This window comes from Virgibacillus sp. GM2-2 (assembly GCF_055329585.1).
Map to the genome: position 1 here is coordinate 97,227 of NZ_JBUZWC010000002.1, position 25,540 is coordinate 122,766.

Genomic DNA, 25,540 nt, shown 5'->3' on the forward strand with positions numbered 1-25,540 from the left:
TCTCACTTGCTATTATTTTTATCTGCTTGAATTCGCTCATATACTTGTTTCATAGCTTGTTCAAATTTACCAGTATTTTTAGGCTTATAATATTCTTTTTTTCGTAATGTTTCAGGTAAATATTCTTGATTTACCCAAGCATTTGGGTAATTGTGTGGATATTTGTAATCAATTCCTCTTCCAATGCTTTTAGCACCACTATAACTTGCGTCTTTTAGGTGACTTGGAATATCACCACTTTTTCCACCTCTGATATCTGCTAATGCTGCATCTAGTCCAGTGTACGCTGTATTCGATTTAGGCGATAAGCAAAGTTCTACAATTACAACTGCTAATGGTATACGAGCTTCAGGAAGGCCTAATCTTTCTGCAGCTTGCACAGCAGCTAAGGCTCTTGGTCCAGCCTGTGGGTTTGCAACACCAATATCTTCGTAGGCACAGACGATCATTCGTCTTGCTATACTATCTAAATCCCCAGCTTCAATTAATCTACCTAAATAGTGTAAAGCTGCGTTTACGTCACTACCACGAATAGACTTTTGAAAGGCGGAAAGAACATCATAATGTGCATCGCCGTCCTTGTCATGTGAGAAACTTTTCTTTTGCATACATTCCTCGGCTACTTCTAGAGTAATATAGACATTGCCTTCATCATTTTTTGGTGTCGAAAAGACGGCTAGTTCAAGCCCGTTCAAGGCAGACCGTAAATCACCATTTGCAGCATGTGCGAAATGTTCTAAAGCGTCATCTGTAATATCAACCCGATAATCACCTAAACCATTTTCTTCATCCTGTATAGCGCGTTTAATCGCTACTTTTATATCCTCTGGAGTTAACCCATACAATTCAAATAAATGACATCTACTTCGAATAGCGGGATTAATAGAATGATAAGGGTTACTTGTTGTGCAACCGATCAAGGTAATTAAATCACTTTCCAAATATGGTAGAAGAAAGTCTTGTTTAGCTTTATCTAATCGATGAACCTCGTCAAGAACTAGTACTACTTGTCCGGTCATTTTTGCCTCTTCTACTACAATTTCCATATCCTTCTTTTTATCTACTACAGCATTTAACATTTTGACAGGAATTCCTAAACTTTTCCCCAGTGCAACCGCCATGGAGGTTTTTCCTGTTCCAGGTGGCCCAAAAAGAATCATGGATGCAAGGCGATTCGCTTGAATCATTCGGTTTAATATTTTGCCTTCTCCAACAATGTGTGTTTGTCCAATAACTTCACGAATGTGTGTAGGTCGCATGCGATATGCTAATGGTTTTTGTTTCATTATAATCGTCCCTTTATATAAAAATCATTTTAACTGCAAGTGAATTGCAACATGTGTTCAATGCAACATGTGTATCATTCATGCTATAATATCATGTGTCAACAATGAAATCTTGTAATACGATGAAATTGAAATAATTTTAATTGCTTTTCATAAAGGTAGTACAATATTGATAGAGGTGTAAAGAATGAAGATTTCTACAAAAGGACGTTACGGTCTTACCATTATGATTGAACTTGCCAAACACTTTGGAAAAGGACCTGTTTCCCTTAAATCAATTGCACGTGAAAAAGACTTATCCGAACATTATTTAGAACAATTAGCATCGCCTTTACGAAATGCAGGGTTAGTAAAAAGTGTTCGTGGTGCATATGGCGGGTATATGCTTGCAAAGGAGCCGAAAGAAATAACAGCAGGAGATATTATCCGCGTGTTAGAAGGACCAATAACACCTGTAGAGGGAATTGAAGACGAAGAAGCGGCTAAGCAAGCTTTATGGTTACGTATTCGTGATGCAGTGAGGGAAGTTTTAGATACAACCAGTCTAGAAAATTTGGTTGAATATGAAAACGACCAGTACCAAGATTCGTATATGTTTTATATTTAGTAAGTCAAGAGGAAGGAAATGTTTACAATGAAACACATTTATTTGGATCATGCTGCTACTACACCAATGGCCATTCAGGTAATAGAAGCTATGATGCCAATTTATTCGGAGGTATTTGGAAACCCATCAAGTGTCCATTCATTTGGTAGAAAAGCAAGACAACAGCTAGATCAAGCTCGAGCTGTTTTTGCTGAAAGCATAAACGCTGATGAAAAAGAAATTGTAATTACAAGTGGTGGCACAGAAGCGGATAATTTAGCGTTAATTGGAACCGCAATAGCTAACAAAGATAAGGGAAACCATATTATTACAACTGTTCAAGAACATCATGCTGTTCTACATGCAGCTCACCATTTAGAAAAAATTGGTTTTGATGTTACGTATCTACCAATATATAATAATGGAAAAATCGCTTTAGAAGATTTAAAAAATGCCCTGACTGAACAAACAACGGTTGTATCAATTATGTCTGTAAACAACGAAACCGGTATTATTCAACCAATTCAATTGATTGGTGAAATGATAAAAGACCACCAGGCTTATTTCCATACGGATGCTGTACAAGCATACAGTCAATTGGAAATCGATGTGAAAAAAGATTATATAGATTTACTTACGGTAAGTTCACACAAGATTAATGGGCCAAAAGGTATTGGTTTTTTATATGTTCATAAAGATGTTAAGCTTTCTACATTGCAATTTGGCGGTGAACAAGAACGAAAAAGACGACCTGGAACAGAAAACGTAGTTAGTGTAGTTGGTTTCAAACACGCCGTGAAATTAATGATGGAGCAGAAAGATGAACAAATTAAAAAATATAAAAGTTACAAACGATTGTTTATCGAAACATTAGAACAAGCAGGGATTGAATATGAAATAAATGGTGATTCAACCGATACTATTCCGTCAATTGTTAATATAAGTTTTTCTGGAACAAACGTTGAAGCATTACTCACAAACTTTGACTTAGCTGGTATCGCAGCCTCAAGTGGGAGTGCGTGTACTGCAGGATCTGTGGAGCCCTCTCACGTGTTACAGGAAATGTACGGATCTGAAAATGATCGAACAACCAATTCAATCAGATTTAGCTTTGGATTACACAATTCTAAAGAAGACATTAAGGAAGCAGCAACGCGAATTGCTTCTATTGTAAAACGATTAACATCGTTATAATAGGTGGTGAAATATAGTGAAAGAGAATAAAGATATTCGAGTAGTTGTAGGAATGAGCGGTGGTGTTGATTCTTCTGTCGCAGCACTATTATTAAAAGAACAAGGGTATGATGTCGTAGGAATCTTTATGAAAAACTGGGATGATACTGATGAAAATGGCTTTTGTACGGCCACCGAAGATTTTGACGATGTAGTACGGGTTTGTAACCAAATTGGCATACCTTATTATGCAGTGAACTTTGAAAAACAGTACTGGGATAAAGTTTTTACCTACTTCCTAGATGAATACAAAGCTGGCAGAACACCAAACCCTGACGTAATGTGTAATAAAGAAATTAAATTTAAGGCTTTCCTTGACCATGCTATCTCGCTTGGGGCGGACTACTTGGCAACAGGACATTATGCTCAAGTGAGACATGAGAACGGTGAGTATGAAATGCTACGTGGGGTTGATGACAATAAGGACCAGACGTATTTCTTAAATCAACTTACACAAGATGTGCTAGAAAAGGTTATGTTCCCACTAGGTCATCTGCCGAAAAAAGAAGTAAGAAAAATAGCAGCTGAACATGGCCTTGCTACTGCAACCAAAAAAGATAGCACGGGCATTTGTTTTATCGGAGAACGTAATTTCAAAGAATTTTTAAGTGAGTATTTACCAGCACAACCTGGGGAAATGAAAACATTGCTAAATGAAGTGAAGGGTACTCACGAAGGATTAATGTATTATACTATCGGACAACGTCAAGGATTAGGTATAGGCGGTTCAGGCGACGCATGGTTCGTTGTAGGTAAAAACTTAAAAGAAAATGTCTTATATGTAGAACAAGGATCGACAAATGATTATTTATACTCAGATAGTTTAATCGCAACAGATTTGAACTGGATAACAACGAAGAATTTTGGAGAATCATTCGAATGTACGGCAAAGTTCCGCTATCGTCAAAAAGATAGTAAGGTTACGGTTACGATGCTTGATGATGGTAAGGTGCATGTTCAATTTCATGATAGACAGCGTTCCATTACCCCAGGACAAGCAGTTGTATTTTATGACGAAGAGAAATGCCTTGGCGGCGGAACGATTGACGAAGTATTGAAAAATGATGAAAGAATTAGTTATGTTGGATGACAAGTAAAAAGGATCCCTATAAGGATCCTTTTTACTACACGTACAAAGAAATGGAGGTGCTTGCATGAATAAAATGCAACAGGCAATACAATTTATGCAGGAACAAAAGTTTGAGGAATCAGCAAAACTGTTTAATGAGATTATTGAAGAGAATCCAAATGATCCAATTGCATATATAAACTTTGGTAACTTGTTGGTTCACCTTCATGAATTAGCTAAGGCCCAGCGTTTTTTTGAAAAAGCAATTGAGCTTGATGAACATGCTGCAACAGCTTATTATGGGCTAGGTAATGTCTTTCTAGAGGAATCGGTATATGGGAAAGCGCAGGAAAGTTATCAGAAGGCGATTGAACTTGGGCTCGAAGAAGCAGATGTTTATTATATGCTCGGAATGACGCTACAAAGTCAAGAGAAATGGAAACTTTCTATTCCATATTTATTGCGTGCAACAGAATTAAACCCAGATGATGATGAAATTTCTTTTCAGTATGCATTAACACTCGCTCAAAGTGACCATATAGATGATGCTAAACCGGTTTTTGAAAAAGTGTTGAAATTAAATGAAAAGCATAGTGATGCCCACTATAATTTGGGAGTAATTTCCTTATATCACGATGATACAAAAAATGCTTTAGAGCATTTTGAATCAGCTTTATCAATCCAGCCAGATCACATGCTAGCAGCTAATGGTAAGGAAAAAACAAAACAGATTATTGAACAAAAAGAAGAATAGATTGTGAGGATATCTTCATGATGAATATGGAGCAATCGAATAGGGAAAATTTTATAAAAGGAGAGCTACTGTATACGATTTTTCATAATGCTACAGAGCATTTTTCGATTGCCAAGATTAAAATTCTTGATACAAATGAAGAACTTAAAGAAAAGGAAATAGTCGTAAAAGGTTATTTTTCTAATCTTCAAGAAGGAAAGGACTATATCTTTTACGGACAGACCGAACGGCATAATAAATTCGGATTGCAATATCAGGTTAATGCTTATGAATCGGATATTCCGGAATCAACAGATGGATTGATAGCTTATTTATCTAGTGATTTATTTTTTGGTATTGGTAAGAAAACAGCTAGCAATATTATCAAGCACCTTGGCGAAAATGCTATTTCGAAAATTTTAAAAGACCCTGCAATTTTAAAGGGTGTCCCGGGCTTGAAGGCAGATAAAGCTGACCAATTGGTAAAGACCTTACAAGAAAATGAAGGATTTGAGCATGTAGTAGTCAATCTATCTAAGTATGGAATTGGACTAAAACTTGCACAGAAAATCTATAAAGCATACAAGGATGAATCCTTGGACGTTCTACAAAGAGATCCATATCAATATGTTTTTGATGTAGAAGGTTTTGGATTCCAAAAAGCCGATGAAATTGCACAGCTAAATGGCCTTTCCTTAACACACCCAAACCGAATTGGAGCAGGGTGTATCTTTGTCATGCAAAAAAGTGTACAGGATGGCCATGTATATTTACCTGTTGATGAATGTATTGTACACGTAATCAAACTTCTTGGAAACGAGTTAAAAAGCGAAGTCGTAAAAGAACGATTAGATTCATTAAATACCGATAAAAGCTTAATTATCCAAGAAGGTCTTGTTTATTTACCGTCGTTATACTATGCAGAAGACGGGTTTGCTGCACACGTTAAACGGTTAATAACGAAACCAACTGAGCAAGAGATTCCTTTAGCTGAACTAATGAAGATTATTGGTGATATTGAAGAAGCAGAAACGTTAAGCTATGGGAAAGAGCAATTTCATGCAATCAATCAAGCACTACATTCTAAGGTTATGATCGTCACAGGTGGGCCAGGCACTGGAAAAACAACCGTGATCAAAGGAATTGTTGATGCTTATGCTGCAATTCATGAAGTTTCAACTGATCCAAAAAACTACGAAAATAGTACAGAGTATCCCTTTGTATTAACTGCCCCTACTGGGAGAGCTGCAAAACGATTAAATGAATCAACGGGGCTTCCTGCAGTTACCATTCATCGCCTTTTAGGTTGGGATGGTAATAATGGTTTTAGTAAAGATCAAAATGAACCGTTAGCTGGGAAATTTTTAATTGTCGATGAATTTTCAATGGTCGATATCTGGTTGGCCAATAGTTTATTTAAAGCCATTCCTGATGACATGCAAGTATTGTTAGTTGGAGATGAAGATCAATTACCTTCCGTTGGACCAGGACAGGTGCTAACCGATTTACTAGCAAGTGAGACAATTTCATTGGTACGTTTAAATGAAGTGTACAGGCAAAAAGAAGGATCGAAAATAATTCAGCTTGCTCACACGATTAAAAATAATGCATGTACAAAAGAAGAATTAAGAAACGATAAAGATTTCAGCTTTATATCTTGTAACGAATTCCAAATGATTGATGTCATTACAAAAGTTTTTTTACATGCAAAGGAAAAAGGAATTGATTTAAAGGATATACAGGTACTAGCTCCAATGTACAGATCACAAGCTGGCATCACAATTATTAACCAAACGTTGCAATCGATTGTTAATCCTAAGAAGAAAACAAGACGAGAAGTAACCGTATACGATACAATTTTTCGGGTTGGAGATAAAGTGCTTCAATTAGTAAATCAGCCAGAAGATGGCATTTCAAATGGGGATATAGGGGAAATTGTTGCGATTTTCTTTGAAGATGAAAATACGGAAAACGTTGAACAAATTGTGGTATCCTTCGAAGGAAAAGAGATTGTATACGAACGAAAAGATTATTCCAACATCATGCACGCCTATTGTATCTCCATTCATAAATCACAGGGCAGTGAGTTTCCGATTGTATTATTGCCGATTGTATCTACCTATCATCGCATGTTACGAAAAAATTTATTATATACGGCAATCACGCGGAGTAAGCAGTCATTAATTATTTGCGGGGAATTACATGCATTTTTGCAAGGTGTAACTACGTTTGATACAAATAAACGTTATACATCTCTTATTACTCAGCTTCATGAACGATTACCTACTGTTAAAAAAGTGGATACTGGGGAAATTGGTGAGGATGAAATTTCTCCTTACGACTTTATGTAGACAATGTATAAAATGGATTTTTCTGGGTTAACCTAACGAAATAACTATTTCTTTTAAAAGGAGTAATAAGTTCGTATGGAATGCCCAAATTGTAAGCGTAAGGACTTAGGAAAAATAGGAGCTATGCAATATTATTGCTGGAATTGCTTTATTGAACTAGCAGTAGAAAACGACGAACTCGTCATCAATCAAATTGAAGCAGATGGATCGTTAAGTTCATTGAATGATTTGTTTACGGACGAGGAAAGAAAAATACAAGGCTGACGCAGTGGCTATTATTGAAAGGACAATATGAACTGAAGGAGCGTCAGTTATGCTTAAAGAGAAAAACCCACTACATATTTTGTACTGGCTAGTAATTGGTATTTTAGTATTTTTATTATGCTACTTAATTGTAAAACTGTTCCCTTTTTATGGAACCGTTTTTTCCTTTTTGTGGAGTATTTTCTTTCCGTTTTTTATTTCTATTTTCATAGCCTATTTACTTTTTCCAGTGGTTCAGAAAATCCACTCAATGAATATACCAAAAGGTCTTGCAATATTAATCATTTATTTGGTTTTTATTGGTGGAATCATCGTTACAATTAATCGTGTGTATCCTGTATTTCTTAAGCAATTAGCTGAGTTTAGTGAACAGCTACCTCAATTTATTTCTACCTATCAAGAGTGGATATATCAAATGTACGAATCAACATCATTTCTACCAGAGACAGTACACGATAAAATGGATGATTTGTTTCAGCAAATTGAGAACTCGATGGAGGGTATCGTAGCGGGAGTTCTATCATCACTAACAAAAATAGTAGACATAATTGTTATTCTTACAATTATTCCGGTACTTGTTTTCTATTTTTTAAAGGATACAAAACGAATCAAGTCATGGCTAAAAAGTTGGATTCCTGTAAAATATCATGAACGAGCACATGTCATCCTTCACTCAATCGATAACAGTTTGGGCAATTACATACGTGGGCAGTTAATAGTTAGCTTGTTTGTCAGCATCGCAACCTTTACCTGCTTTTATTTTCTAGACCTTAAATATGCCTTAGTGTTAGCAATTATTATGGGATTTACTAACTTTATCCCTTACTTCGGACCGATAATCGGAGCACTTCCTGCTGTTGCTGTGGCCCTTACTGTATCAACTAAACTAGCCGTTTTTGTTTTAATTACGGTGTTCGCCATTCAATTAATTGAAAGTAATTTACTATCTCCCTATATAGTAGGAAGAAGTATTCACATTCATCCAATAGCGATTATTTTTGCTTTACTAGTTGGAGGAAAGGTTGGTGGAGTAATTGGCCTCCTAGTGGCCGTACCATTACTGACAATCATTAATGGGATTGTTAATCAATTTACCAAAAAAAGCAATATCGATTGACAGATGGACAGCGATTGATTATAATATCGCATAATTAGTATTAAGAAAAAATGTTGAAGGTTCTAAGTACATGAAACTCGATTTATCAGAGAGGGATTTCCAGTTTGGCTGAGAGAAATCCTATTTTACGAGACATGGAAAGCTAAACTGGAGTATGGTTAATACCCATCGGTTTCAAACCGTTATCATGGTTAAGTGGTGAATAAATTGTTTTTTATTCATAATTAGGGTGGTACCGCGATTATATCTCGTCCCTGCAATAATGCAGAGAGGAGATTTTTTTAATTTCATCAATTTTTAGTAGGGTATGCAGTTTTTGATGCAAATCCGTAAAATGTGAAGTAAACCTTTAGATCGTGGGGCCGCTCAGTAGCGGACACAGGAGCCCTTATTTTTACTTTTCGGGCATGTTTTACTGGTTAAGCGGACTCAGGATGCCTTATTTAGGTGAAACAGGTTTAAATCAGGCACTTTTTCCTGAATAAGGTATCCTCTGTCCGCGAACAAGCCCATTCACCCTAATTTTGTGCAAATAAGGTATCTGATGTCCGCGAAATTTAATTTCGCCACTAGTAATCTTTCTCTCATTAATGAGTGAATGCTTTTTCTTAGTATCAGAAAGTGCAAACTAGTGAAAAATCAAGCAACATCGACCGCTACGGAAAATCACTGCGCTTTCCGTGGGTACCTGATGAGCCTCCATGCCGGGGCAAGGAGGCTCACCAGCCGCCCTAAGGTGCGCGACTGTTCGCAGCTGAAATCAACGTTGCACTTAACAAACGGCCAAACGTAACTTTTCACTAGTTCGCAGTTCACATCAATTACGAAGGATTTTAGTAACTAAAAAAAGCTTATCCGAAAAGATATAAATACAAGGAGGATATTACCATGAAACAATTAACATCTGCTGATGTAAGACAAATGTTTATCGACTTTTTTAAAGAAAAAGGGCATCGAGTTGAACCAAGTGCTTCACTTGTGCCAGTTGAAGACCCAACACTATTATGGATTAACAGTGGTGTTGCTACGTTAAAGAAATACTTTGATGGACGTGTAATTCCAGAAAATCCACGAATTGTTAATGCACAAAAAGCAATAAGAACCAATGATATTGAAAATGTCGGTTTTACTGCACGACATCACACATTTTTTGAAATGCTTGGTAATTTTTCTATTGGAGATTATTTCAAAAAAGAAGCAATTGAATGGGCATGGGAATTTTTAACGAGTGATAAGTGGATTGGATTTGATCCTGAACTATTAACTGTTACAGTTCACCCTGAGGATGACGAAGCATACGATATTTGGTTGAACGACATGAAGTTGCCAAAAGAACGAATTATTCGTTTGGAAGAAAACTTTTGGGATATTGGAGAAGGACCTAGTGGACCGAATACGGAAATCTTTTACGATCGTGGTGAAAAATACGGAAACGATCCAAATGATCCAGAATTATATCCAGGTGGAGAAAACGATCGATATCTTGAAATATGGAACTTAGTATTTTCTCAGTTTAACCATAATCCTGATGATAGCTATACACCTCTTCCGAAGAAAAATATTGATACAGGAATGGGACTTGAAAGAATGGTGTGCGTAATTCAAGATGCACCAACGAACTTTGAAACGGATTTATTTATGCCAACTATAAAAAAGGTAGAAGAATATGCGAATGTTTTTTATGGTGAAAATGAGAAAAGTGATACAGCGTTTAAAGTTGTAGCTGATCATATTCGCACTGTTACTTTTGCTATTGGTGATAACGCAATTCCTTCTAATGAAGGGCGTGGATATGTATTACGAAGATTGTTGCGTCGTGCTGTTCGATTTGCAAAACAAATTGGTATAGAGAAGCCTTTCATGTTTCAACTAGTTCCTATAGTTGGGGAGATCATGAAGGACTTTTATCCAGAAGTATTAAATCAACAAAAGCATATAATAAATGTTGTTAAACAAGAAGAAGAACGTTTTCACGAAACATTAAATGATGGGTTAGAAATTCTTTCAACGATTATGAATGAAGAAAAAAGTAAAGGCAGTACCGTTTTTCCTGGCAAGGAAGTATTCAAGTTATACGATACGTATGGTTTTCCAAAGGAATTGACCGAAGAATATGTGGAAGAAGAAGGTTTCACCATTGATGAAGTAGGCTTTGAACAAGAAATGCAGAACCAGCGAGAGAGAGCTCGTAATGCAAGACAAAAAGTTGATTCCATGCATGTACAGGATGAAATTCTTAGTAAGGTTGATCATGCAAGCGAATTTATCGGTTATCAGCAGTTAGAAGTTGAAACCTCTATTACACAAATTGTTAAAGGGAAGGAATTTGCTGATACATTAGTAGAAGGGGATGAAGCATTTGTTTTCTTATCTAAAACCCCGTTTTATGCAGAAAGCGGTGGACAGATTGCAGACAAAGGCTGGATTTATACGGAAACTGGTTCAATGCATGTAGAAGACGTTCAAAAAGCACCAAAGGGACAACATATACATCGTGTGGTTGTAAAAAAAGGACAATTCCAGATAGGGCAGAATGTTCAAGCATCTGTGGAACAGCAATTCCGAAATTCGACTATCAAAAATCATACAGCGACACACCTTTTACATCAAGCGTTAAAGGATGTATTAGGCAATCATGTAAACCAAGCAGGATCACTTGTTACACCAGATCGATTACGGTTTGATTTTTCACATTTTGGCGCGATATCGGAAGAAGAATTGAAAAGTATAGAGTCGATTGTTAACGAAAAAATCTGGCAATCCATTCCCTTGCTAATCGAAAACAAAAATATAAAAGATGCAAAAGAAATGGGGGCGACGGCTCTATTTGGTGAAAAATACGGAGACATTGTGCGTGTTGTTCAAATAAGTGACTATAGTATTGAGTTATGCGGTGGCTGTCACGTAACCAATACTGCAGAAATTGGGTTATTCAAAATAACAACTGAAACTGGAATTGGTGCTGGAACCCGACGAATTGAAGCCGTATCAAGTAAATATGCATACAAGTATGTAAATGAAAAGATGGAAGTTTTGAAAAATGCAAGTCAATTATTAAAAGCAAATCAAGAAAATGTACCTGATAAAATTGAAGGCTTGTTTAAAGATATGAAGGCACTACAAAAAGAAAATGAATCACTGAGTGCTAAACTTTCTAATCTAGAAGCGTCATCTATCCTTGATCAAGTAAATGTTATTAATGATGTACCACTTTTAGCAGAACAAGTGAATGTGAAGGATATGAATCAGCTACGTGGTATGGTAGACGACTTAAAGCAAAAACTAGGCACAGGTATTATCCTATTGGCTACAGAAAACGATGGAAAAGTACAATTAGCTGCAGGTGTATCAAAAGATTTAATAGAAAAAGGACTCCATGCTGGTAACTTAATTAAAGGGGCTGCACAGCTTTGTGGTGGCGGAGGCGGTGGTCGTCCGGATATGGCACAAGCAGGTGGTAAAGATCCTCAAAAAATTAATGAAGCGTTATCCTTTGCCAATTCATATGTAAAAGAAATTGTAAAAAGTTAGTAATATGTATCCTAGCAAGCAAAAAAAGATATAATAATAGGTACAAACATGTTAAGATAGGGAAAGAAGACAAAACTTGGAATGAGGTGTCACTATGAGCTCTATTGATAAGACAATGAAATTTAATTTCTCTGAAGAACCGTTTGATCAGGATATAAAAGAAATACTCTTTACTGTTCATGCAGCACTTAAAGAAAAGGGTTATAATCCGATCAATCAAATCGTGGGTTATTTATTATCTGGTGACCCTGCGTATATCCCAAGATATAATGATGCGCGTAATTTAATTCGTAAGTTGGAACGGGACGAATTAATAGAAGAATTGGTTAAATTTTATCTAGAACATCAAGAGGATTAAATTATGAAAACGATAGGTTTAGATGTAGGGTCTAAAACAATTGGTGTTGCTGTTAGCGATGCTTTGGGTTGGACTGCACAAGGGTTAACTACGATAAAATGGAACGAGAATGATGTATCTTCTGCAGATGATGAACTGAAAAAAATCATTCGTGAACATGAAGTAGAACGAGTTGTGATAGGATTGCCCAAACATATGAACGGGGATATTGGTGAACGTGGAGAAGCAAGTATCGCATATGCTGAACATATAGAAAAAATACACAATATCCCAACAGATCTATGGGACGAAAGATTAACAACTGTAGCTGCTGAGCGAGTACTATTAGAAGCTGACATGAGTAGGAAAAAAAGAAAAAAAGTAATTGATAAGATGGCAGCTGTAATGATTTTACAAGGATTTTTAGATAAAAAATAGGAAGGAGTGTTGAAATGGCACTTGATGAGAAAGAACGAATTATTATTCCTGATGAAAATGGTGAAGAGCATTTGTTTGAAGTGTTATTTACATTTGACGCAGACCAAACGGAACAGTCATATATTGCTGTAGTACCAGTCGAACAAAAAGATGATGAAGAGGTAGAAGTATATGCATTTCGTTATGAAGAAAAAGATTCGGATGACTTATCTCTTTTCCCAATTGAATCAGACGAAGAATGGGAAATGGTTGAAGAAATGTTAAATACGCTTGCGGATGAAGAATTAGATCAGTAATACGATTACAAGTAAATAAAAAAGCTGATGTCAATGTGATTGACATCAGCTTTTTTCAATCCGCATTTTCCGCTATAATCATACTAAATTCTTTATAAATCATGGATATTCTATAAATTTTTTAGTATAATATAGCGGATGAGAGGAGTTAGTTTATGTTCAAGAAGAAAGAACCAGGCAGTTATACGGACAACCTAATAAAGCGTAGTGAGGATGCAAGAACGGTTCGTAAAATTGTTACAATCGTAATTATATCGTTGATATTGATTCTTCTAGTAGGAGGAATTTCAGGATATATGTATGTGAAATCAGCACTTGAGCCTGTTAACCCAGATAGTGAAAAAGAGGTTAAGGTTGAGATTCCTATGGGTTCTTCTACATCTGATATTGCATCAATCCTTGAAGATAAAGGAATTATAAAGGATGCGCGCGTTTTTCGTTTTTACATAAAGTTTCAAAACGAATCGAATTTTCAAGCAGGAAATTATACTTTCTCACCATCTATGACATTAGATGCGATTATTGAATCGTTAAAAAATGGGAAAGTACTGAAGGAACCAATTTATACAATAACAATTCCTGAAGGAAAAACGATTGAACAAATGGCGGCAATATATGGTGAAAAGTTACCATTTAGTAAGAATGACTTTTTAAACAAGGTAAACAATGTAGAATATGTACAATCGTTAATCAACCGTTATCCATCCATTTTGTCGAAAGAAATTTTAAATCCAGATATCCGTACACCGTTAGAAGGTTATTTGTTTGCTGCAACGTATAATTTTTATGAAGAAAAGCCTACTGTGGAAGCTGTCGTTGAAAAAATGATAAGTAAAACGGAATCTGTTGTGACACCATACCTTGACGAAATAGCTGCACAGGATTTTACTGTACATGAAGCATTTACAATGGCATCACTTTTAGAAAATGAAGCAAGAACGGTTGAACAACGTAAAAAAATTGCCGGTGTGTTTTATAATCGATTGGAAGAAGGCATGCCACTACAAACAGACCCAACAGTTCTGTATGCGTTAGGTGGTCATAAAGAGAAAGTTTTATTAGAGGATTTAGAAGTGGAATCTCCTTACAATACGTATCATGTTGATGATTTACCAATTGGACCAATTTCAAATTTCGCTGAGAACTCATTGGTTGCTACATTAAATCCAGAATCATCGGATAACTTATATTTCTTACATGATGGCGAAGGAAATATTTATTATTCGGAAACGTATGACAAACACTTAGAATTAAAAGAAAAATATATTAATTAAGCAGAGAAAATAGGAAGTGTGAATGAAAATTCGCATTTCCCGTTTTTTTGCGCTTTAATTGGAATGGGTCCGAGGTTTTATGGATTAGCAACTAAGCAAAGACCGATTGAATGGTACCACGTATCTTTATTATTAAGGAGGAATTAGCTTGAACAACAAGCAGTTGGATCAGTACCTTAAGGGATCACTACCGCCGGTTAAAAAATGGGTTGAGGAACTAGAGTTATATGCAAAAAACAACCATGTCCCTATTATGGATTCCGTTAGTATGCATTTTTTGCAACAAATCATTCGAATTCAGCAACCAAAAAAAATTTTGGAAATAGGAACCGCAATTGGTTATTCCGCTTTACGAATGCTAGAGGCTTACCCAGAAACATCAATTGTAACCATCGAAAGGGATCCCGAACGTTTTCAATTTGCGTTAGAGGCTATTACTAAACAGGAGAAAAAACAACATATTCAAATTATCCATGGTGATGCTCTTGATGTTGGTGAGAAAGTCTCCGAGAATGCTCCCTTTGACTTCATATTTATAGATGCAGCTAAAGGACAATATAAACGATTTTTTGAATTGTACCAACCATTGCTTCAAAAAGGTGGAATTATCGTATCTGATAATGTATTATTCAAAGGGTATGTTGCTAGTCCTAGTGAGGACAACCCTCGCTTAACTAAGATCGCAAATAAAATAAACACATACAACCAATGGCTAATAAACAATGAAGACTACCATACATCTATTGTCCCTATTGGGGATGGAATAGCTATAAGTATAAAAAAATAAGCTATAAGGAGTGCACTGTAACATGCAAGATAAGCCAGTAGTAATTGGAGTGGCTGGAGGAAGCGGGAGTGGAAAAACTACCGTCACACGTTCCATATGCAATCGATTCTCCGATAAGACAATTCTTGTAATTGAACAAGATTACTATTATAAAGACCAAAGTCATTTACCTTTCGAAGAACGTCTAAATACAAATTACGATCATCCATTGGCTTTTGACAACGATTTATTGATTGACCATATTTCAGATTTGATGAACAAAAAATCGATTGAAAAACCAGTCTATGATTATAAAATGCATACGCGTTCAAAGCAATCGATTGAAGTGGAACCTAAAGAAGTCATTATTTTAGAAGGTATACTAATATTAGAAGACCCTAGATTGGTTGATCTAATGGATATAAAGGTATATGTTGATACAGATGCTGACATTCGAATTATAAGAAGGTTAATGCGAGATATTAAAGAACGTGGTAGATCACTTGATTCTGTCATTGATCAATACGTTAACAATGTTAGACCGATGCACCTACAATTTGTAGAACCAACAAAGCGATATGCGGATATCATTATTCCAGAAGGTGGACAAAACCATGTCGCAATTGATATAATGGCTACTAAAATTGAAAACATTTTGGCAAAAAATCAGGCAAAACAATAATGGAAAGTATTGAAAATTTAAATAAAATCTGCCATAGTTAGGATTAGAACATATTTAGTTTACCGAGCGCACAGCATTGTGCTGCTCATTTTTATATGTTATTTCTTATTGTAGATAAAAAAAGGAGTGTTTGTTAATGGCTGTAGAGAAAAGCTATTATATGACAGAAGAGGGAAAATCAAAATTAGAGAAAGAATTACATTACCTAAAAACAGAGCGTAGACAAGAAGTAGTTGAACGCATTAAAGTAGCACGTGACTTTGGAGATCTTTCCGAGAACTCCGAATATGATGCAGCAAAAGATGATCAAGCATTCGTTGAATCGCGTATTTCCCAAGTTGAGAAAATGATTCGTAATGCAGTAATTATTGAAAATGATAATGATAATCCAGATATTGTATCACTTGGTAAGTCTGTTACATTTCAAGAACTGCCAAGTGGTGAAGAAGAAACTTATACAATTGTGGGAAGTGCTGAGGCTGATCCGTTTGAAGGCAAAATTTCCAATGATTCCCCGATGGCAAAAAGCCTACTTGGTCACCAAAAAGGTACAGAAGTTACAGTTGCAACCCCTGGTGGAGATATACAGGTAAAAATCGTAAATGTACAATAATAAATAACGTAAAATTATAAAAGGGCGGGATTTTTAATCTCGCTTTTTTTTAGTTCTTTCCTCGCATATAACGGAAATTAGAAAATATGATATTATATTAGCATGGGTGAAGGAGGGCTAGACTATGAGTGATTTTGATAAACATTCACGAGTTAATAAATTTGAAAAAAGACGAAAAAATACCAAATCAATTTCTTTTTTATTAATTTTAGGTGGTATCTTGATTATTGTTCTGTTGGGGATGTTTCTATTTGGTAGCAATGATGAAGAGGCTGAAAATGGACAAGCCCCACAAACAGCTAGTGAAAATAGCCAATCAGACGATAAAGTGAACGATAGTGAAGAAAACAGTGATTCAACTGAAGAGTCCAATTCGGATGAAAATCAATCCACAACTGATGAAAATGCAACTGACGAATCGACTAACGGTGAATCAAGTGATCCAAATGCAGAAGATGAACAAAATACTTCTGATGAAAATGCAAATAATGCTGATTTAGAAAAAGAACCTGTTGAGGTAACTGATAATCCAAATGTGAAGGAAGCGTATACAGCTGATTGGGAACCAATTGGTACTGAACAGGAAGGCCCGCATACGAAAAAATTTGAAGAAGGAACCCAAGACCGCATTGAAATGGAAGAGGCAATTCGAGTCGCAACTGGATTAGAGCAAGGTAACATGATCACGTGGTGGCTTGAAAACGGCGGTGGCCAAGAAGTAATTGGGACAGTTTCAAACAAAGCACAAGATCAAACATATCGTGTTTATTTAACTTGGGTAGATAATGAAGGCTGGAAACCAACGAAAGTTGAAGTTTTAAAAGAAAACCCTAGAGATTAACAACAATGATTGAAAGAGGTTAGGTTATGACAATTGGAATAATTGGAGCAATGGATGAGGAAGTTGCTCTATTACTAGAAAACATGTCAGATAAGCAAGAATTAACTGTAGCAAATTCATTATTTGTAACAGGAAAAATGGAAAACAAAGATATAGTATTATTAAAGTCTGGTATCGGTAAAGTAAATGCAGCAATGGCAACTACAATATTACATGAACGATTCATGCCAGATTATGTAATTAATACTGGTTCAGCAGGTGGATTTGCTGAGGAGCTTGAAATTGGAGATATTGTTGTATCATCTCAGGTGGTTCACCATGATGTAGATGTTACAGCCTTTGATTATGCATATGGACAAGTTCCGGGGATGCCAGCTATGTTTGCGGCTGATTCCAAGCTAATTGCACTTGCAACTAGTGTTGTAAAAGAATTAGATGTTACATCAAAAGAAGGCATCATTGCAACTGCTGATACATTTATGGCTGACCCAGAGCATGTAAATAGAATTAAAAATAAATTTCCGACGATGATTGCAGCCGAAATGGAAGCTGCTGCAGTAGCACAGGTTTGTTTCCAATATCAAAAACCATTTGTCATCATTCGGGCTCTTTCTGATATCGCCGGTAAAGAATCATCTATATCATTTGATACATTCATTGATCAAGCGGCTAAAAATGCTGCTACTTTAATCATGAAAATGGTTAAAGAATTATCATAACTATAAAACCCCCTCCAAAAGAGGGGGTTTTATCCATATTAGCTACGTTTTCTATTTGGGCGTTCTTGCTTATAGTACTCATGGAATACCTTCATTAGAGCACGCTTTTCGATACGTGAAACATAGCTCCTTGATATATTTAATTTTTTTGCAATTTCGCGTTGTGTCATTTCTTGACTATTATTGAGACCATATCGAAGAATAATTACTTCTCTTTCCCTTTCATCTAAAATAGTGAAGTATTTCTTCATTTTACTTAGTTCCATATGTAATTGAATGTACTCAATTACATCCTCTGATTCTGCTTCTAGAATGTCAATTAAGCTAATCTCATTGCCTTCTTTATCTTGGCCGATCGGATCATGTAACGAAACATCCTTTTTAACTTTTTTTAATGCACGTAAATGCATTAATATTTCGTTTTCGATACAACGAGCAGCATACGTTGCTAGTTTTGTACCCTTATCTGGTGAAAAACTTTCAATTCCTTTTATCAAACCAATCGTACCAATGGAAATTAGGTCTTCCATGTCTTCCCCGGTATTTTCGAATTTTTTTACGATATGAGCAACCAGTCTTAAATTATGCTCAATTAACTTATTCCTAGCATGTTCGTCACCATCTTGCATTTGCTTGATAAATTTCGCTTCGTCTTCTGGGGGGAGAGGTTGAGGAAATGCGTGATTTTTTACATAGGACACAAAGAAAAGCGTTTCTTTAATCAGTAAAGCAAGAACGCTTAAGATACTTGACAAATTATACACCTCCTGACGTTTCCGCTAGGCATCGGCCCATAATTCATCTATATGACAGAAGAGGTGCTTTTGTGTATGTCCTACCTAACTTGGATAAAATAAATAGCCTCTTTACTTATTTTTGTTTATTCCGTAGCATCGAATATGAAGTGAATTGCGAACTAGTGAAAATTTGTAACAACAATGTTGATTTCCGCTACGGACAAGTCTAGTGAAGTAACAGTTTGGAGGGTACTGGAAAGATTGCATGGAGGATGTTAGCTTGCGGACACACGATCCCTTATTTGGGTAAAATAAGGGTAAATGCGGTTGTTATCGGACTCAGGATTCCTTATTTGGGTAAAAACAGTTGAAAATCATGTTAGCTGAATAAGGCATCGTGTGTCCGTTAACCCTCAAAATAAGGGTAAAAAAGGTAAATAGGGCATCCTCAGTCCGATACCAGGCAGTGTCCTTGGCGTACTATTCATTCAGAATGTTTAGTTTACAGTTGAAGTAAACTGTAAACTAGTGAAAATTCATAATTATGGTATCAGCAACGTTTATTTCCGCTACGGACAGTCGCGCACCTTAGGGCAACGCTTCAGCCTCCTCGGAAGAAAACCACTTCCTTGAAAAAGAAGAACACTTTTTTGCGTGCAATGTTTCTCAAGGGAGCATTCCTTGTCCTGCGGGAAAGCGAAGTGGTGTTGCCCACAGGATGTGGGTAGTTCGACGTTGCCACAGGACGTGGCGATCTTAGTCGAACTTCCTCTATGTCTCTTGCGTTAGATGATGATGGCCGACTAAAACCGTCCTATGCGGACAACGTCGGCATACACCTTGCCGGGGCAAGGAGGCTCAGCGCAAGCCCGCGGAAAGCGTAGTGTATTTCTGGAGTGATTATTATGCACCAAAATGAAATTAGTTCACAGCTTACCTAAAATGTGGCAAAAAACTTTAAAAAACAGTTAAAATAAAAAAGCGACTTTTAGTAAAGTCACTTTTCTTCAGCATTTCTTTCTTTATACTTTTTAATCGCTTTTTCGTAGTCGTCATCTTTGTTAAACATTACTGGTTTAACACCATTACGATGGGCGGCTCTAGATATCATGTGCCCAGAAACAGGGGCGGTTAGTAAAGTGAACAAGATGGCCAATAACAGTTTTCCACTTAATATAGAATGATCAGCATATAAATAGATAAATCCACCAATTAAAATTCCAGCTATTCCAAGAGTGGAAGCCTTTGTTGCTGCATGTAATCTTGTGTAGATGTCCGGAAAACGCACAACACCAATTGCACTAGAAAGGAGAAAAAATGCCCCCGCTAAGATAAAAAAGCTTATTGCGATGTTTGGAATAAATTCAGTCCAAATTTCGATCAATGATAACACCCTTTTCTAAGAATTTGGCAATTGCTAGCGTTCCTAAAAATAATAAAATTCCGATCAACAGTATTACATCATTAAAATAGATAGAATTTAATTTAATAGCAAGCAGAGCGGCTAGACCCATGATGCACATACCAATTGCGTCAAGCGCAACAGCACGATCTGCATTAGAGGGACCAACTACCGTTCGATATAAAAGCAATACTAGGGCAATGGAAATACCAATGATCGAAATAACAATTGAAATCTCCAATATACTTTTTGAAAGAACTATAAGATCATTCATCTTGTAACCTCCATTATTGCCTTTTCAAATGAATTTTTGATTTCTGCTATTGATTCTTCGATATCATCCACATCCATTGCATGAATGTAAAGAAGTGTATTATCCTCAGAAACTGCAACAGTAAGTGTTCCAGGAGTTAATGTAATAAGGTTAGCAAGCATGGTAAGTTCCCAATTACTTTTTAACTGTGTCGGCATTGCAAAAATAGCTGGTTCAAACTCCAATTTTGGCTTGTAAACTAGTTTAACAATATCCAAATTTGCAGTAATTAATTCTTTGATAAACAACAATATAAGCTTTACTGCTTTAAACACACGATTTAAATAAAAAGAATCGGGTATGAATCGGTTTAACAATAATAGCAGCAGTATTCCAATAATATATCCGCCAAAAAAGCTTGCGAACGTATAGGACTCCTGCAAAAACATCCACATTATAGCGATGATTAAATTAATTACAATTTGAAATGTCATTCGTTCATTACTCCTTTAAAACCGAATCGATATATAATTCTGGGTTTAATAAATAGGACGAAATACTTTCTATAGTAGGATAAATAAATTCTGCTCCTACACCTAGAATAACAGAAAAGGCTAATAAAAAGACAATTGGACCAATTCTTCCTTTGATTGATTTTCGCTCCACTTCAAATGCAGGATTTTTTTCTCCCCAGAAACCTTTAATAAATATTTTCATAACTGAGTAAAGAATTAATAGACTAGATGCCAGTGCGATAATGACAATTGCAATTTCATCATCTGCTAATGCACCTTTCAATAACAAGAGTTTACCAATAAATCCACTAAATGGAGGGATACCGGCCAAAATAAACGCTGAAACAAATAATAGCCATCCTAAGATAGGGTAATAGTGAATCAGCCCTCCCATTTTCCGTAAGTCAGATGTACCAGCAACATACACAATTGCCCCAACAATTAAAAATAAAGCACATTTAATGAGCATGTCATGGATTAAATAATAGACAGAACCACTCATTGCATCTTGATTAAAAACGCCAATGCCCATAATGATAAACCCAATTGCAGGAATAATATTGTACGCGATAATTAATTTTACATTATTTGTCGAGAGAGCGCCTATAACACCAAATATCATGGATATACCTGCTACCCAGATAAACATTTGATGCGTCAAGTCTAGCTTGTAAATAAAGATAAGCGAAAAGACGCGTAGGATCGAATAAATACCTACTTTTGTAAGTAATGCACCAAACAATGCTGATATTACAGGATTTGGTACTATATATGACTTTGGCATCCAGTAATACAGTGGAAATAAAGCTGCTTTTGTAGCAAAAACGAAAAAGAACAATATTCCAATAGCAGTCAGAATACCTTTTTGATCAACCTCTTGGACACGTTCTGCAATATGTGCCATGTTTACCGTTCCCACTACAGCATATAAAAAGGAAACGGTCGTAACAAAAAGAATGGATGAAAAGAGATTTATTAAAACATATTTAATCGATTCTCGCAGTTGAACCTTTCCACCCCCTAAAACAATTAGTGCATAGGAGGCCATTAAAAATACTTCAAAGAAAACGAATAAGTTGAAAATATCTCCAGTCAAAAAGGCACCAGATATACCCGTTACCATCAAGAACATAAACGTGTAAAAATAGTGTTGTTCTTGTTTTAACGACATAGAATGTGCAGCGTAAAAAGCACATGCAGTCGTAATAATATTCGTTGTTAATACAAGAATAATCGCTAACGGGTCTGCAACAAGAATAATGCCGTATGGTGCCGGCCAATTACCTGTTTCAAGTATAATTGTTCCATTAGTAATTACTTGCCATGCAATGTAAGTCACTACTAGAAGATTAGTAACAGCAAATAATTTTGTCAGTGTGCGGGTTAACTTTACCTTCTTAGGAAAGAAGGCAAGGATAATCCCCGCAAGTAGTGGCATGATTATAGGCAGTACTGCTAAATTACTCATTTTCGTTACCCCTTAATTGTTCCATGTTATCTGTTTTGTTTTCATTTGCTGTCCGATAAGCCAAAGCTAGTAATAGACTTGTAACTCCAAAACTTATAACAATCGAAGTTAGTATTAACGCTTGTGGCAACGGATCAGTGTAATCGCTAACTCCTTCTGATAGGATAGGAGGTTTTCCGGTCTTTAACTTACCCATTGTTAAAATAAATAGATGCGCACCATGCGATAAAAGTGCAGTCCCAATAATGATTCGTAATAATTGTTTTTGAAGGAGGTTGTAAATGCCGGTTGCAAATAATAATCCTGCTAAAATACAAATAATAATCTCCATTTATTCTGCCTCCTTTTTCACCTTGATTTTAATAAGGCTGAAAATGGCAAGAGCTGCTATCCCAAGTACTGTAATTTCAAATAATGTATCAAGTCCACGCATATCAACCAAGATTACGTTAACGACATTATGTCCGCCACCTAAAGAGTAAGATGTTTTTAGGAAGTAATCAGCTATTGTATCAAACCAATGGCTACTGTGAGCTGAAATTCCAATAAGCGTCATCATTGCGCCAAATCCCACCGATATTACGATATTAACAAACTTGGTCGAAACTGGTTCCTTCCTTGTTTCTAACTTTGGTAGATGGTAGAAGCAGAGTAAGAATAATGCTACTGTTACAGTTTCAATAACAAGTTGAGTTAATGCTAAGTCAGGTGCACGATAAATAACAAATAGTAACGATACACCATATCCAACTACACCAAGAATAAGAATTGCGGCAACATTGTGTTTGGCAAAAATAGTTCCAAATGCGGCAAGAACCATTACCACAACAACAGAAACTTCAATGATCGTAATATCTGCTGAATTGTCTGGTTGGATTGTAAGACCATCAGTTATACCCATGAAAATAAAGGTAACAACGAAAGTAGTCCCCAAAATAATGGCTACATATAGTCTTAATGATCCAGTCATATAAAAATTTGTAACATAATGTGAGTAGTTATCAATACGTTCAACAAGCCCGTCATAAGCTTTGTTTAAGCTTAATTTTCCAGGAATAGCGCGATACACATTGTCCCATTTTTTACGAGTAAGGAATAGGATTGTTCCAACAACAATAACTATTATAGACATAATTAGTGGAGTCTGAATTTCACCATGCCAAAAGGCAACATGATAATGTATTGCTTCACCACTAATCGCCTCCGCAGCATGAGCCAAAAACGTACCATTGAATAGGTTAGGAAATAGTCCAATGATAATGACTAATCCAACCAATACGATTGGTGAAAGTAACATTCCAATTGGTGCTTCATGTGGTTTCTTAGGCAATTGCTTTTCTTTTTTCTGTCCTGAAAATACCCCAAAAAAGAAGTACATGGAATAGACAAATGTAAAAATGCTACCTAAAACAGCTAATACTGGTACGATGTCAATTAAAAAGCTAGCAATTGCACCGACATCATCATTTAAATGTAAACTAGCATCAAAGAATAATTCTTTACTATAGAATCCATTTAAAAATGGCAATGGAACTCCCGCCATCGAAAATGTGCCAAATAAAGCAAGCGTAGCTGTGATCGGCATAAATGTAAGCAGACCACCTAATTTCCGAATATCTCGTGTGCCTGTTTCATGGTCGACAATGCCTGCCACCATAAAAAGGCTACCCTTAAATGTTGCATGATTTAAAATATGAAATACTGCTGCAAAAACAGCTATCTTAGTGCCGAAACCAAGCATAGCCATAATCATACCTAACTGGCTAATAGTTGAAAAAGCTAGTATTGCTTTTAAATCTGTTTGTCTAACCGCCATGTAAGATCCCCAACAAAGCGTTGCAATCCCGACCAATGTAACGATTATAAAGAACCATTCATAGCTAGATACGATTGGTGAAAATCTCGCTACTAGATAGAGGCCTGCTTTAACCATTGTTGCCGAATGAAGATAAGCACTCACAGGTGTAGGTGCTTCCATTGCATCTGGTAACCATATGTGGAAAGGGAACTGTGCAGATTTAGTAAATGCTCCAAGTAACAGAAACCCTAGAATTAAAGGTAGATACGGACTGTTTAAAATAATTTCCTTCTGGTCGATCATTGCTTGAATACTAGTAGTGTCTGTAATAACCGAGAGTAGAATAAATCCACCAAACATACTTAATCCGCCAAAAATGGTGATTAGCATTGATTTTAATGCACCATATCTAGAACGTTCATTAAAGTGCCAGTAACCAATTAAAAGAAATGATGAGATAGAAGTTAACTCCCAGAATGTATACAAAACAAAAACATTATCTGATAAGACAACGCCAAGCATTCCAGCCATGAATAGGATTAAATAGACATAAAAATGCCCCAGTCGTTCCGTTTTATCTAAATAGTAAATAGAATACAAAACAACTAGTGCTCCAATTCCACTTATCAGTAGAACGAATAAAAGACTTAAGCCATCAAGGTAAAAGTCAAAATTGATTGATAAGGAAGGTATCCACTGATAGGTCTGTCTAACTGGCGTAAAACCAGACCCTATAAATTGGATGAAATAAAGAAATATGATTAATGGAACAAATAAAACGAATACACCGGTATGTATTTTATGTTTCAATTTACCTAAAAGCGGAATGAAACAGGCAAATAGAAGTGGAAGTAGTACAGCAAAAATCATCTAATGGGATTCCTCCTTAAATAGAAATAACTATAATTTTCACATTAGTATAAAGGCATCATAGCAAATATGTAAAAGAAGATTATAGTGCTCAAAAATAGCTTATCACAAGTTTCTTCTGGGAAAAATAAAAAACCCTTATCATTCATAAAAATGACAAGAGTAGCATCGATTATCGGAAGTATGATTTAATTAATTTGTTCTAACCTGGCTGTTTCATACGATGAGCTAATCTTCTTTTGTGAATTTCCTTCTCTATTAAATAAATAAAGTCAGGGCTAAGCTTTAATTCATGTGCTTTATGGTAAGATTCTAATAACAATTCGTCAGATAAATGATTCATGAATAGAGCCCTCCTTAA

At 36.0% G+C, this 25,540-nt stretch carries 26 protein-coding genes and 1 other annotated feature; of the genes, 17 read left to right on the plus strand and 9 right to left on the minus strand.

Translation table 11 applies throughout. The features are described 5' to 3' along the window. Positions 1-2 precede the first annotated feature (2 nt). The gene (locus tag ACY9Z2_RS04205) at positions 3-1,286 is read right to left on the minus strand and encodes a replication-associated recombination protein A (protein WP_463608367.1); all 1,284 of its coding nucleotides are present in this window, start codon (positions 1,284-1,286) and stop codon (positions 3-5) included. Between the two features lie 187 nt (positions 1,287-1,473). Between ACY9Z2_RS04205 and cymR the strand changes: the two genes are divergently transcribed. From cymR to mtnN, 17 genes are all read left to right on the plus strand, one after another. Beyond that, a complete protein-coding gene (gene cymR / locus ACY9Z2_RS04210) occupies positions 1,474-1,893 on the plus strand; it encodes a cysteine metabolism transcriptional regulator CymR (protein WP_463608368.1) in 420 nt (139 codons plus the stop codon). 27 nt (positions 1,894-1,920) lie between these two features. Continuing rightward, positions 1,921-3,066 (plus strand): cysteine desulfurase family protein, encoded by a 1,146-nt coding sequence (locus tag ACY9Z2_RS04215; protein WP_463608517.1) that lies wholly within the window; start codon positions 1,921-1,923, stop codon positions 3,064-3,066. A gap of 16 nt (positions 3,067-3,082) precedes the next feature. Further along, positions 3,083-4,195 (plus strand): tRNA 2-thiouridine(34) synthase MnmA, encoded by a 1,113-nt coding sequence (gene mnmA, locus ACY9Z2_RS04220; protein WP_463608369.1) that lies wholly within the window; start codon positions 3,083-3,085, stop codon positions 4,193-4,195. A 64-nt stretch (positions 4,196-4,259) separates the two neighbouring features. Continuing rightward, positions 4,260-4,928 carry a tetratricopeptide repeat protein gene (locus ACY9Z2_RS04225; protein ID WP_463608370.1) on the plus strand — a complete coding sequence of 223 codons (669 nt, stop codon included), beginning with the start codon at positions 4,260-4,262 and terminating at the stop codon, positions 4,926-4,928. A 17-nt stretch (positions 4,929-4,945) separates the two neighbouring features. After that, positions 4,946-7,258, plus strand: a complete 2,313-nt coding sequence (gene recD2, locus ACY9Z2_RS04230; protein ID WP_463608371.1) for an SF1B family DNA helicase RecD2 — start codon at positions 4,946-4,948, stop codon at positions 7,256-7,258. Positions 7,259-7,333: 75 nt separating this feature from the next. Then, on the plus strand, positions 7,334-7,522 hold the full coding sequence (locus ACY9Z2_RS04235) for a YrzR-like zinc ribbon domain (protein WP_463608372.1): 189 nt from the start codon (positions 7,334-7,336) through the stop codon (positions 7,520-7,522). Between the two features lie 49 nt (positions 7,523-7,571). After that, on the plus strand, positions 7,572-8,639 hold the full coding sequence (locus tag ACY9Z2_RS04240; RefSeq protein WP_463608373.1) for an AI-2E family transporter: 1,068 nt from the start codon (positions 7,572-7,574) through the stop codon (positions 8,637-8,639). A 44-nt stretch (positions 8,640-8,683) separates the two neighbouring features. Beyond that, positions 8,684-8,898, plus strand: a binding site (T-box leader). A 629-nt stretch (positions 8,899-9,527) separates the two neighbouring features. Beyond that, entirely contained in the window at positions 9,528-12,170 is a 2,643-nt protein-coding gene (alaS, locus tag ACY9Z2_RS04245; protein WP_463608374.1) for an alanine--tRNA ligase, read from the plus strand. Positions 12,171-12,264: 94 nt separating this feature from the next. Beyond that, on the plus strand, positions 12,265-12,528 hold the full coding sequence (locus ACY9Z2_RS04250) for an IreB family regulatory phosphoprotein (RefSeq protein WP_463608375.1): 264 nt from the start codon (positions 12,265-12,267) through the stop codon (positions 12,526-12,528). 3 nt (positions 12,529-12,531) lie between these two features. Then, positions 12,532-12,945 carry a Holliday junction resolvase RuvX gene (gene ruvX, locus ACY9Z2_RS04255; RefSeq protein WP_463608376.1) on the plus strand — a complete coding sequence of 138 codons (414 nt, stop codon included), beginning with the start codon at positions 12,532-12,534 and terminating at the stop codon, positions 12,943-12,945. A 14-nt stretch (positions 12,946-12,959) separates the two neighbouring features. Continuing rightward, on the plus strand, positions 12,960-13,241 hold the full coding sequence (locus tag ACY9Z2_RS04260; RefSeq protein WP_463608377.1) for a DUF1292 domain-containing protein: 282 nt from the start codon (positions 12,960-12,962) through the stop codon (positions 13,239-13,241). 155 nt (positions 13,242-13,396) lie between these two features. Beyond that, the gene (gene mltG / locus ACY9Z2_RS04265) at positions 13,397-14,515 is read left to right on the plus strand and encodes an endolytic transglycosylase MltG (protein WP_463608378.1); all 1,119 of its coding nucleotides are present in this window, start codon (positions 13,397-13,399) and stop codon (positions 14,513-14,515) included. A 148-nt stretch (positions 14,516-14,663) separates the two neighbouring features. Continuing rightward, positions 14,664-15,302, plus strand: a complete 639-nt coding sequence (locus tag ACY9Z2_RS04270; RefSeq protein ID WP_463608379.1) for an O-methyltransferase — start codon at positions 14,664-14,666, stop codon at positions 15,300-15,302. Positions 15,303-15,324: 22 nt separating this feature from the next. Then, on the plus strand, positions 15,325-15,963 hold the full coding sequence (udk, locus tag ACY9Z2_RS04275) for a uridine kinase (RefSeq protein WP_463608380.1): 639 nt from the start codon (positions 15,325-15,327) through the stop codon (positions 15,961-15,963). A 136-nt stretch (positions 15,964-16,099) separates the two neighbouring features. Then, positions 16,100-16,576, plus strand: a complete 477-nt coding sequence (gene greA, locus ACY9Z2_RS04280) for a transcription elongation factor GreA (RefSeq protein WP_463608381.1) — start codon at positions 16,100-16,102, stop codon at positions 16,574-16,576. A gap of 124 nt (positions 16,577-16,700) precedes the next feature. Further along, positions 16,701-17,417, plus strand: coding sequence for a YrrS family protein (locus ACY9Z2_RS04285; RefSeq protein ID WP_463608382.1), 717 nt, complete (start codon positions 16,701-16,703; stop codon positions 17,415-17,417). Between the two features lie 26 nt (positions 17,418-17,443). After that, positions 17,444-18,136: a 5'-methylthioadenosine/S-adenosylhomocysteine nucleosidase gene (gene mtnN / locus ACY9Z2_RS04290; protein ID WP_463608383.1), complete on the plus strand. Its 693-nt coding sequence runs from the start codon at positions 17,444-17,446 to the stop codon at positions 18,134-18,136. A gap of 38 nt (positions 18,137-18,174) precedes the next feature. Here the strand turns inward: mtnN and sigK are convergent, their stop codons facing one another. From sigK to ACY9Z2_RS04330, 8 genes are all read right to left on the minus strand, one after another. Next, positions 18,175-18,891 carry an RNA polymerase sporulation sigma factor SigK gene (gene sigK, locus ACY9Z2_RS04295; protein WP_463608384.1) on the minus strand — a complete coding sequence of 239 codons (717 nt, stop codon included), beginning with the start codon at positions 18,889-18,891 and terminating at the stop codon, positions 18,175-18,177. Positions 18,892-19,870: 979 nt separating this feature from the next. Next, complete coding sequence (gene mnhG, locus ACY9Z2_RS04300) at positions 19,871-20,257, minus strand: monovalent cation/H(+) antiporter subunit G (RefSeq protein ID WP_463608385.1); 387 nt, start codon at positions 20,255-20,257, stop codon at positions 19,871-19,873. After that, positions 20,238-20,549 carry a monovalent cation/H+ antiporter complex subunit F gene (locus ACY9Z2_RS04305; protein ID WP_463608386.1) on the minus strand — a complete coding sequence of 104 codons (312 nt, stop codon included), beginning with the start codon at positions 20,547-20,549 and terminating at the stop codon, positions 20,238-20,240. Before ACY9Z2_RS04305 ends, mnhG begins: the two co-directional genes overlap by 20 nt. Next, the gene (locus ACY9Z2_RS04310) at positions 20,546-21,022 is read right to left on the minus strand and encodes a Na+/H+ antiporter subunit E (protein WP_463608387.1); all 477 of its coding nucleotides are present in this window, start codon (positions 21,020-21,022) and stop codon (positions 20,546-20,548) included. Before ACY9Z2_RS04310 ends, ACY9Z2_RS04305 begins: the two co-directional genes overlap by 4 nt. Positions 21,023-21,029: 7 nt before the next feature. After that, positions 21,030-22,511 carry a Na+/H+ antiporter subunit D gene (locus ACY9Z2_RS04315; RefSeq protein WP_463608388.1) on the minus strand — a complete coding sequence of 494 codons (1,482 nt, stop codon included), beginning with the start codon at positions 22,509-22,511 and terminating at the stop codon, positions 21,030-21,032. After that, a complete protein-coding gene (locus ACY9Z2_RS04320; RefSeq protein WP_463608389.1) occupies positions 22,504-22,842 on the minus strand; it encodes a Na(+)/H(+) antiporter subunit C in 339 nt (112 codons plus the stop codon). Before ACY9Z2_RS04320 ends, ACY9Z2_RS04315 begins: the two co-directional genes overlap by 8 nt. After that, complete coding sequence (locus ACY9Z2_RS04325; protein ID WP_463608390.1) at positions 22,843-25,179, minus strand: Na+/H+ antiporter subunit A; 2,337 nt, start codon at positions 25,177-25,179, stop codon at positions 22,843-22,845. It abuts the gene before it with no gap. A 202-nt stretch (positions 25,180-25,381) separates the two neighbouring features. Further along, on the minus strand, positions 25,382-25,522 hold the full coding sequence (locus tag ACY9Z2_RS04330) for a sporulation histidine kinase inhibitor Sda (RefSeq protein ID WP_463608391.1): 141 nt from the start codon (positions 25,520-25,522) through the stop codon (positions 25,382-25,384). Between the last annotated feature and the right edge of the window lie 18 nt (positions 25,523-25,540).

Excerpts from the sequence above, each read along its gene's own strand:
- ACY9Z2_RS04205 (WP_463608367.1), bottom strand. The coding sequence starts at position 1,286 with ATGAAACAAAAACCATTAGCATATCGCATGCGACCTACACACATTCGT.
- cymR (WP_463608368.1), top strand. The coding sequence starts at position 1,474 with ATGAAGATTTCTACAAAAGGACGTTACGGTCTTACCATTATGATTGAA.
- ACY9Z2_RS04215 (WP_463608517.1), top strand. The coding sequence starts at position 1,921 with ATGAAACACATTTATTTGGATCATGCTGCTACTACACCAATGGCCATT.
- ACY9Z2_RS04225 (WP_463608370.1), top strand. The coding sequence starts at position 4,260 with ATGAATAAAATGCAACAGGCAATACAATTTATGCAGGAACAAAAGTTT.
- recD2 (WP_463608371.1), top strand. The coding sequence starts at position 4,946 with ATGATGAATATGGAGCAATCGAATAGGGAAAATTTTATAAAAGGAGAG.
- ACY9Z2_RS04235 (WP_463608372.1), top strand. The coding sequence starts at position 7,334 with ATGGAATGCCCAAATTGTAAGCGTAAGGACTTAGGAAAAATAGGAGCT.
- ACY9Z2_RS04240 (WP_463608373.1), top strand. The coding sequence starts at position 7,572 with ATGCTTAAAGAGAAAAACCCACTACATATTTTGTACTGGCTAGTAATT.
- alaS (WP_463608374.1), top strand. The coding sequence starts at position 9,528 with ATGAAACAATTAACATCTGCTGATGTAAGACAAATGTTTATCGACTTT.
- ACY9Z2_RS04250 (WP_463608375.1), top strand. The coding sequence starts at position 12,265 with ATGAGCTCTATTGATAAGACAATGAAATTTAATTTCTCTGAAGAACCG.
- ruvX (WP_463608376.1), top strand. The coding sequence starts at position 12,532 with ATGAAAACGATAGGTTTAGATGTAGGGTCTAAAACAATTGGTGTTGCT.
- ACY9Z2_RS04260 (WP_463608377.1), top strand. The coding sequence starts at position 12,960 with ATGGCACTTGATGAGAAAGAACGAATTATTATTCCTGATGAAAATGGT.
- mltG (WP_463608378.1), top strand. The coding sequence starts at position 13,397 with ATGTTCAAGAAGAAAGAACCAGGCAGTTATACGGACAACCTAATAAAG.
- udk (WP_463608380.1), top strand. The coding sequence starts at position 15,325 with ATGCAAGATAAGCCAGTAGTAATTGGAGTGGCTGGAGGAAGCGGGAGT.
- greA (WP_463608381.1), top strand. The coding sequence starts at position 16,100 with ATGGCTGTAGAGAAAAGCTATTATATGACAGAAGAGGGAAAATCAAAA.
- ACY9Z2_RS04285 (WP_463608382.1), top strand. The coding sequence starts at position 16,701 with ATGAGTGATTTTGATAAACATTCACGAGTTAATAAATTTGAAAAAAGA.
- mtnN (WP_463608383.1), top strand. The coding sequence starts at position 17,444 with ATGACAATTGGAATAATTGGAGCAATGGATGAGGAAGTTGCTCTATTA.
- ACY9Z2_RS04305 (WP_463608386.1), bottom strand. The coding sequence starts at position 20,549 with ATGAATGATCTTATAGTTCTTTCAAAAAGTATATTGGAGATTTCAATT.
- ACY9Z2_RS04310 (WP_463608387.1), bottom strand. The coding sequence starts at position 21,022 with ATGACATTTCAAATTGTAATTAATTTAATCATCGCTATAATGTGGATG.
- ACY9Z2_RS04315 (WP_463608388.1), bottom strand. The coding sequence starts at position 22,511 with ATGAGTAATTTAGCAGTACTGCCTATAATCATGCCACTACTTGCGGGG.
- ACY9Z2_RS04320 (WP_463608389.1), bottom strand. The coding sequence starts at position 22,842 with ATGGAGATTATTATTTGTATTTTAGCAGGATTATTATTTGCAACCGGC.
- ACY9Z2_RS04325 (WP_463608390.1), bottom strand. The coding sequence starts at position 25,179 with ATGATTTTTGCTGTACTACTTCCACTTCTATTTGCCTGTTTCATTCCG.
- ACY9Z2_RS04330 (WP_463608391.1), bottom strand. The coding sequence starts at position 25,522 with ATGAATCATTTATCTGACGAATTGTTATTAGAATCTTACCATAAAGCA.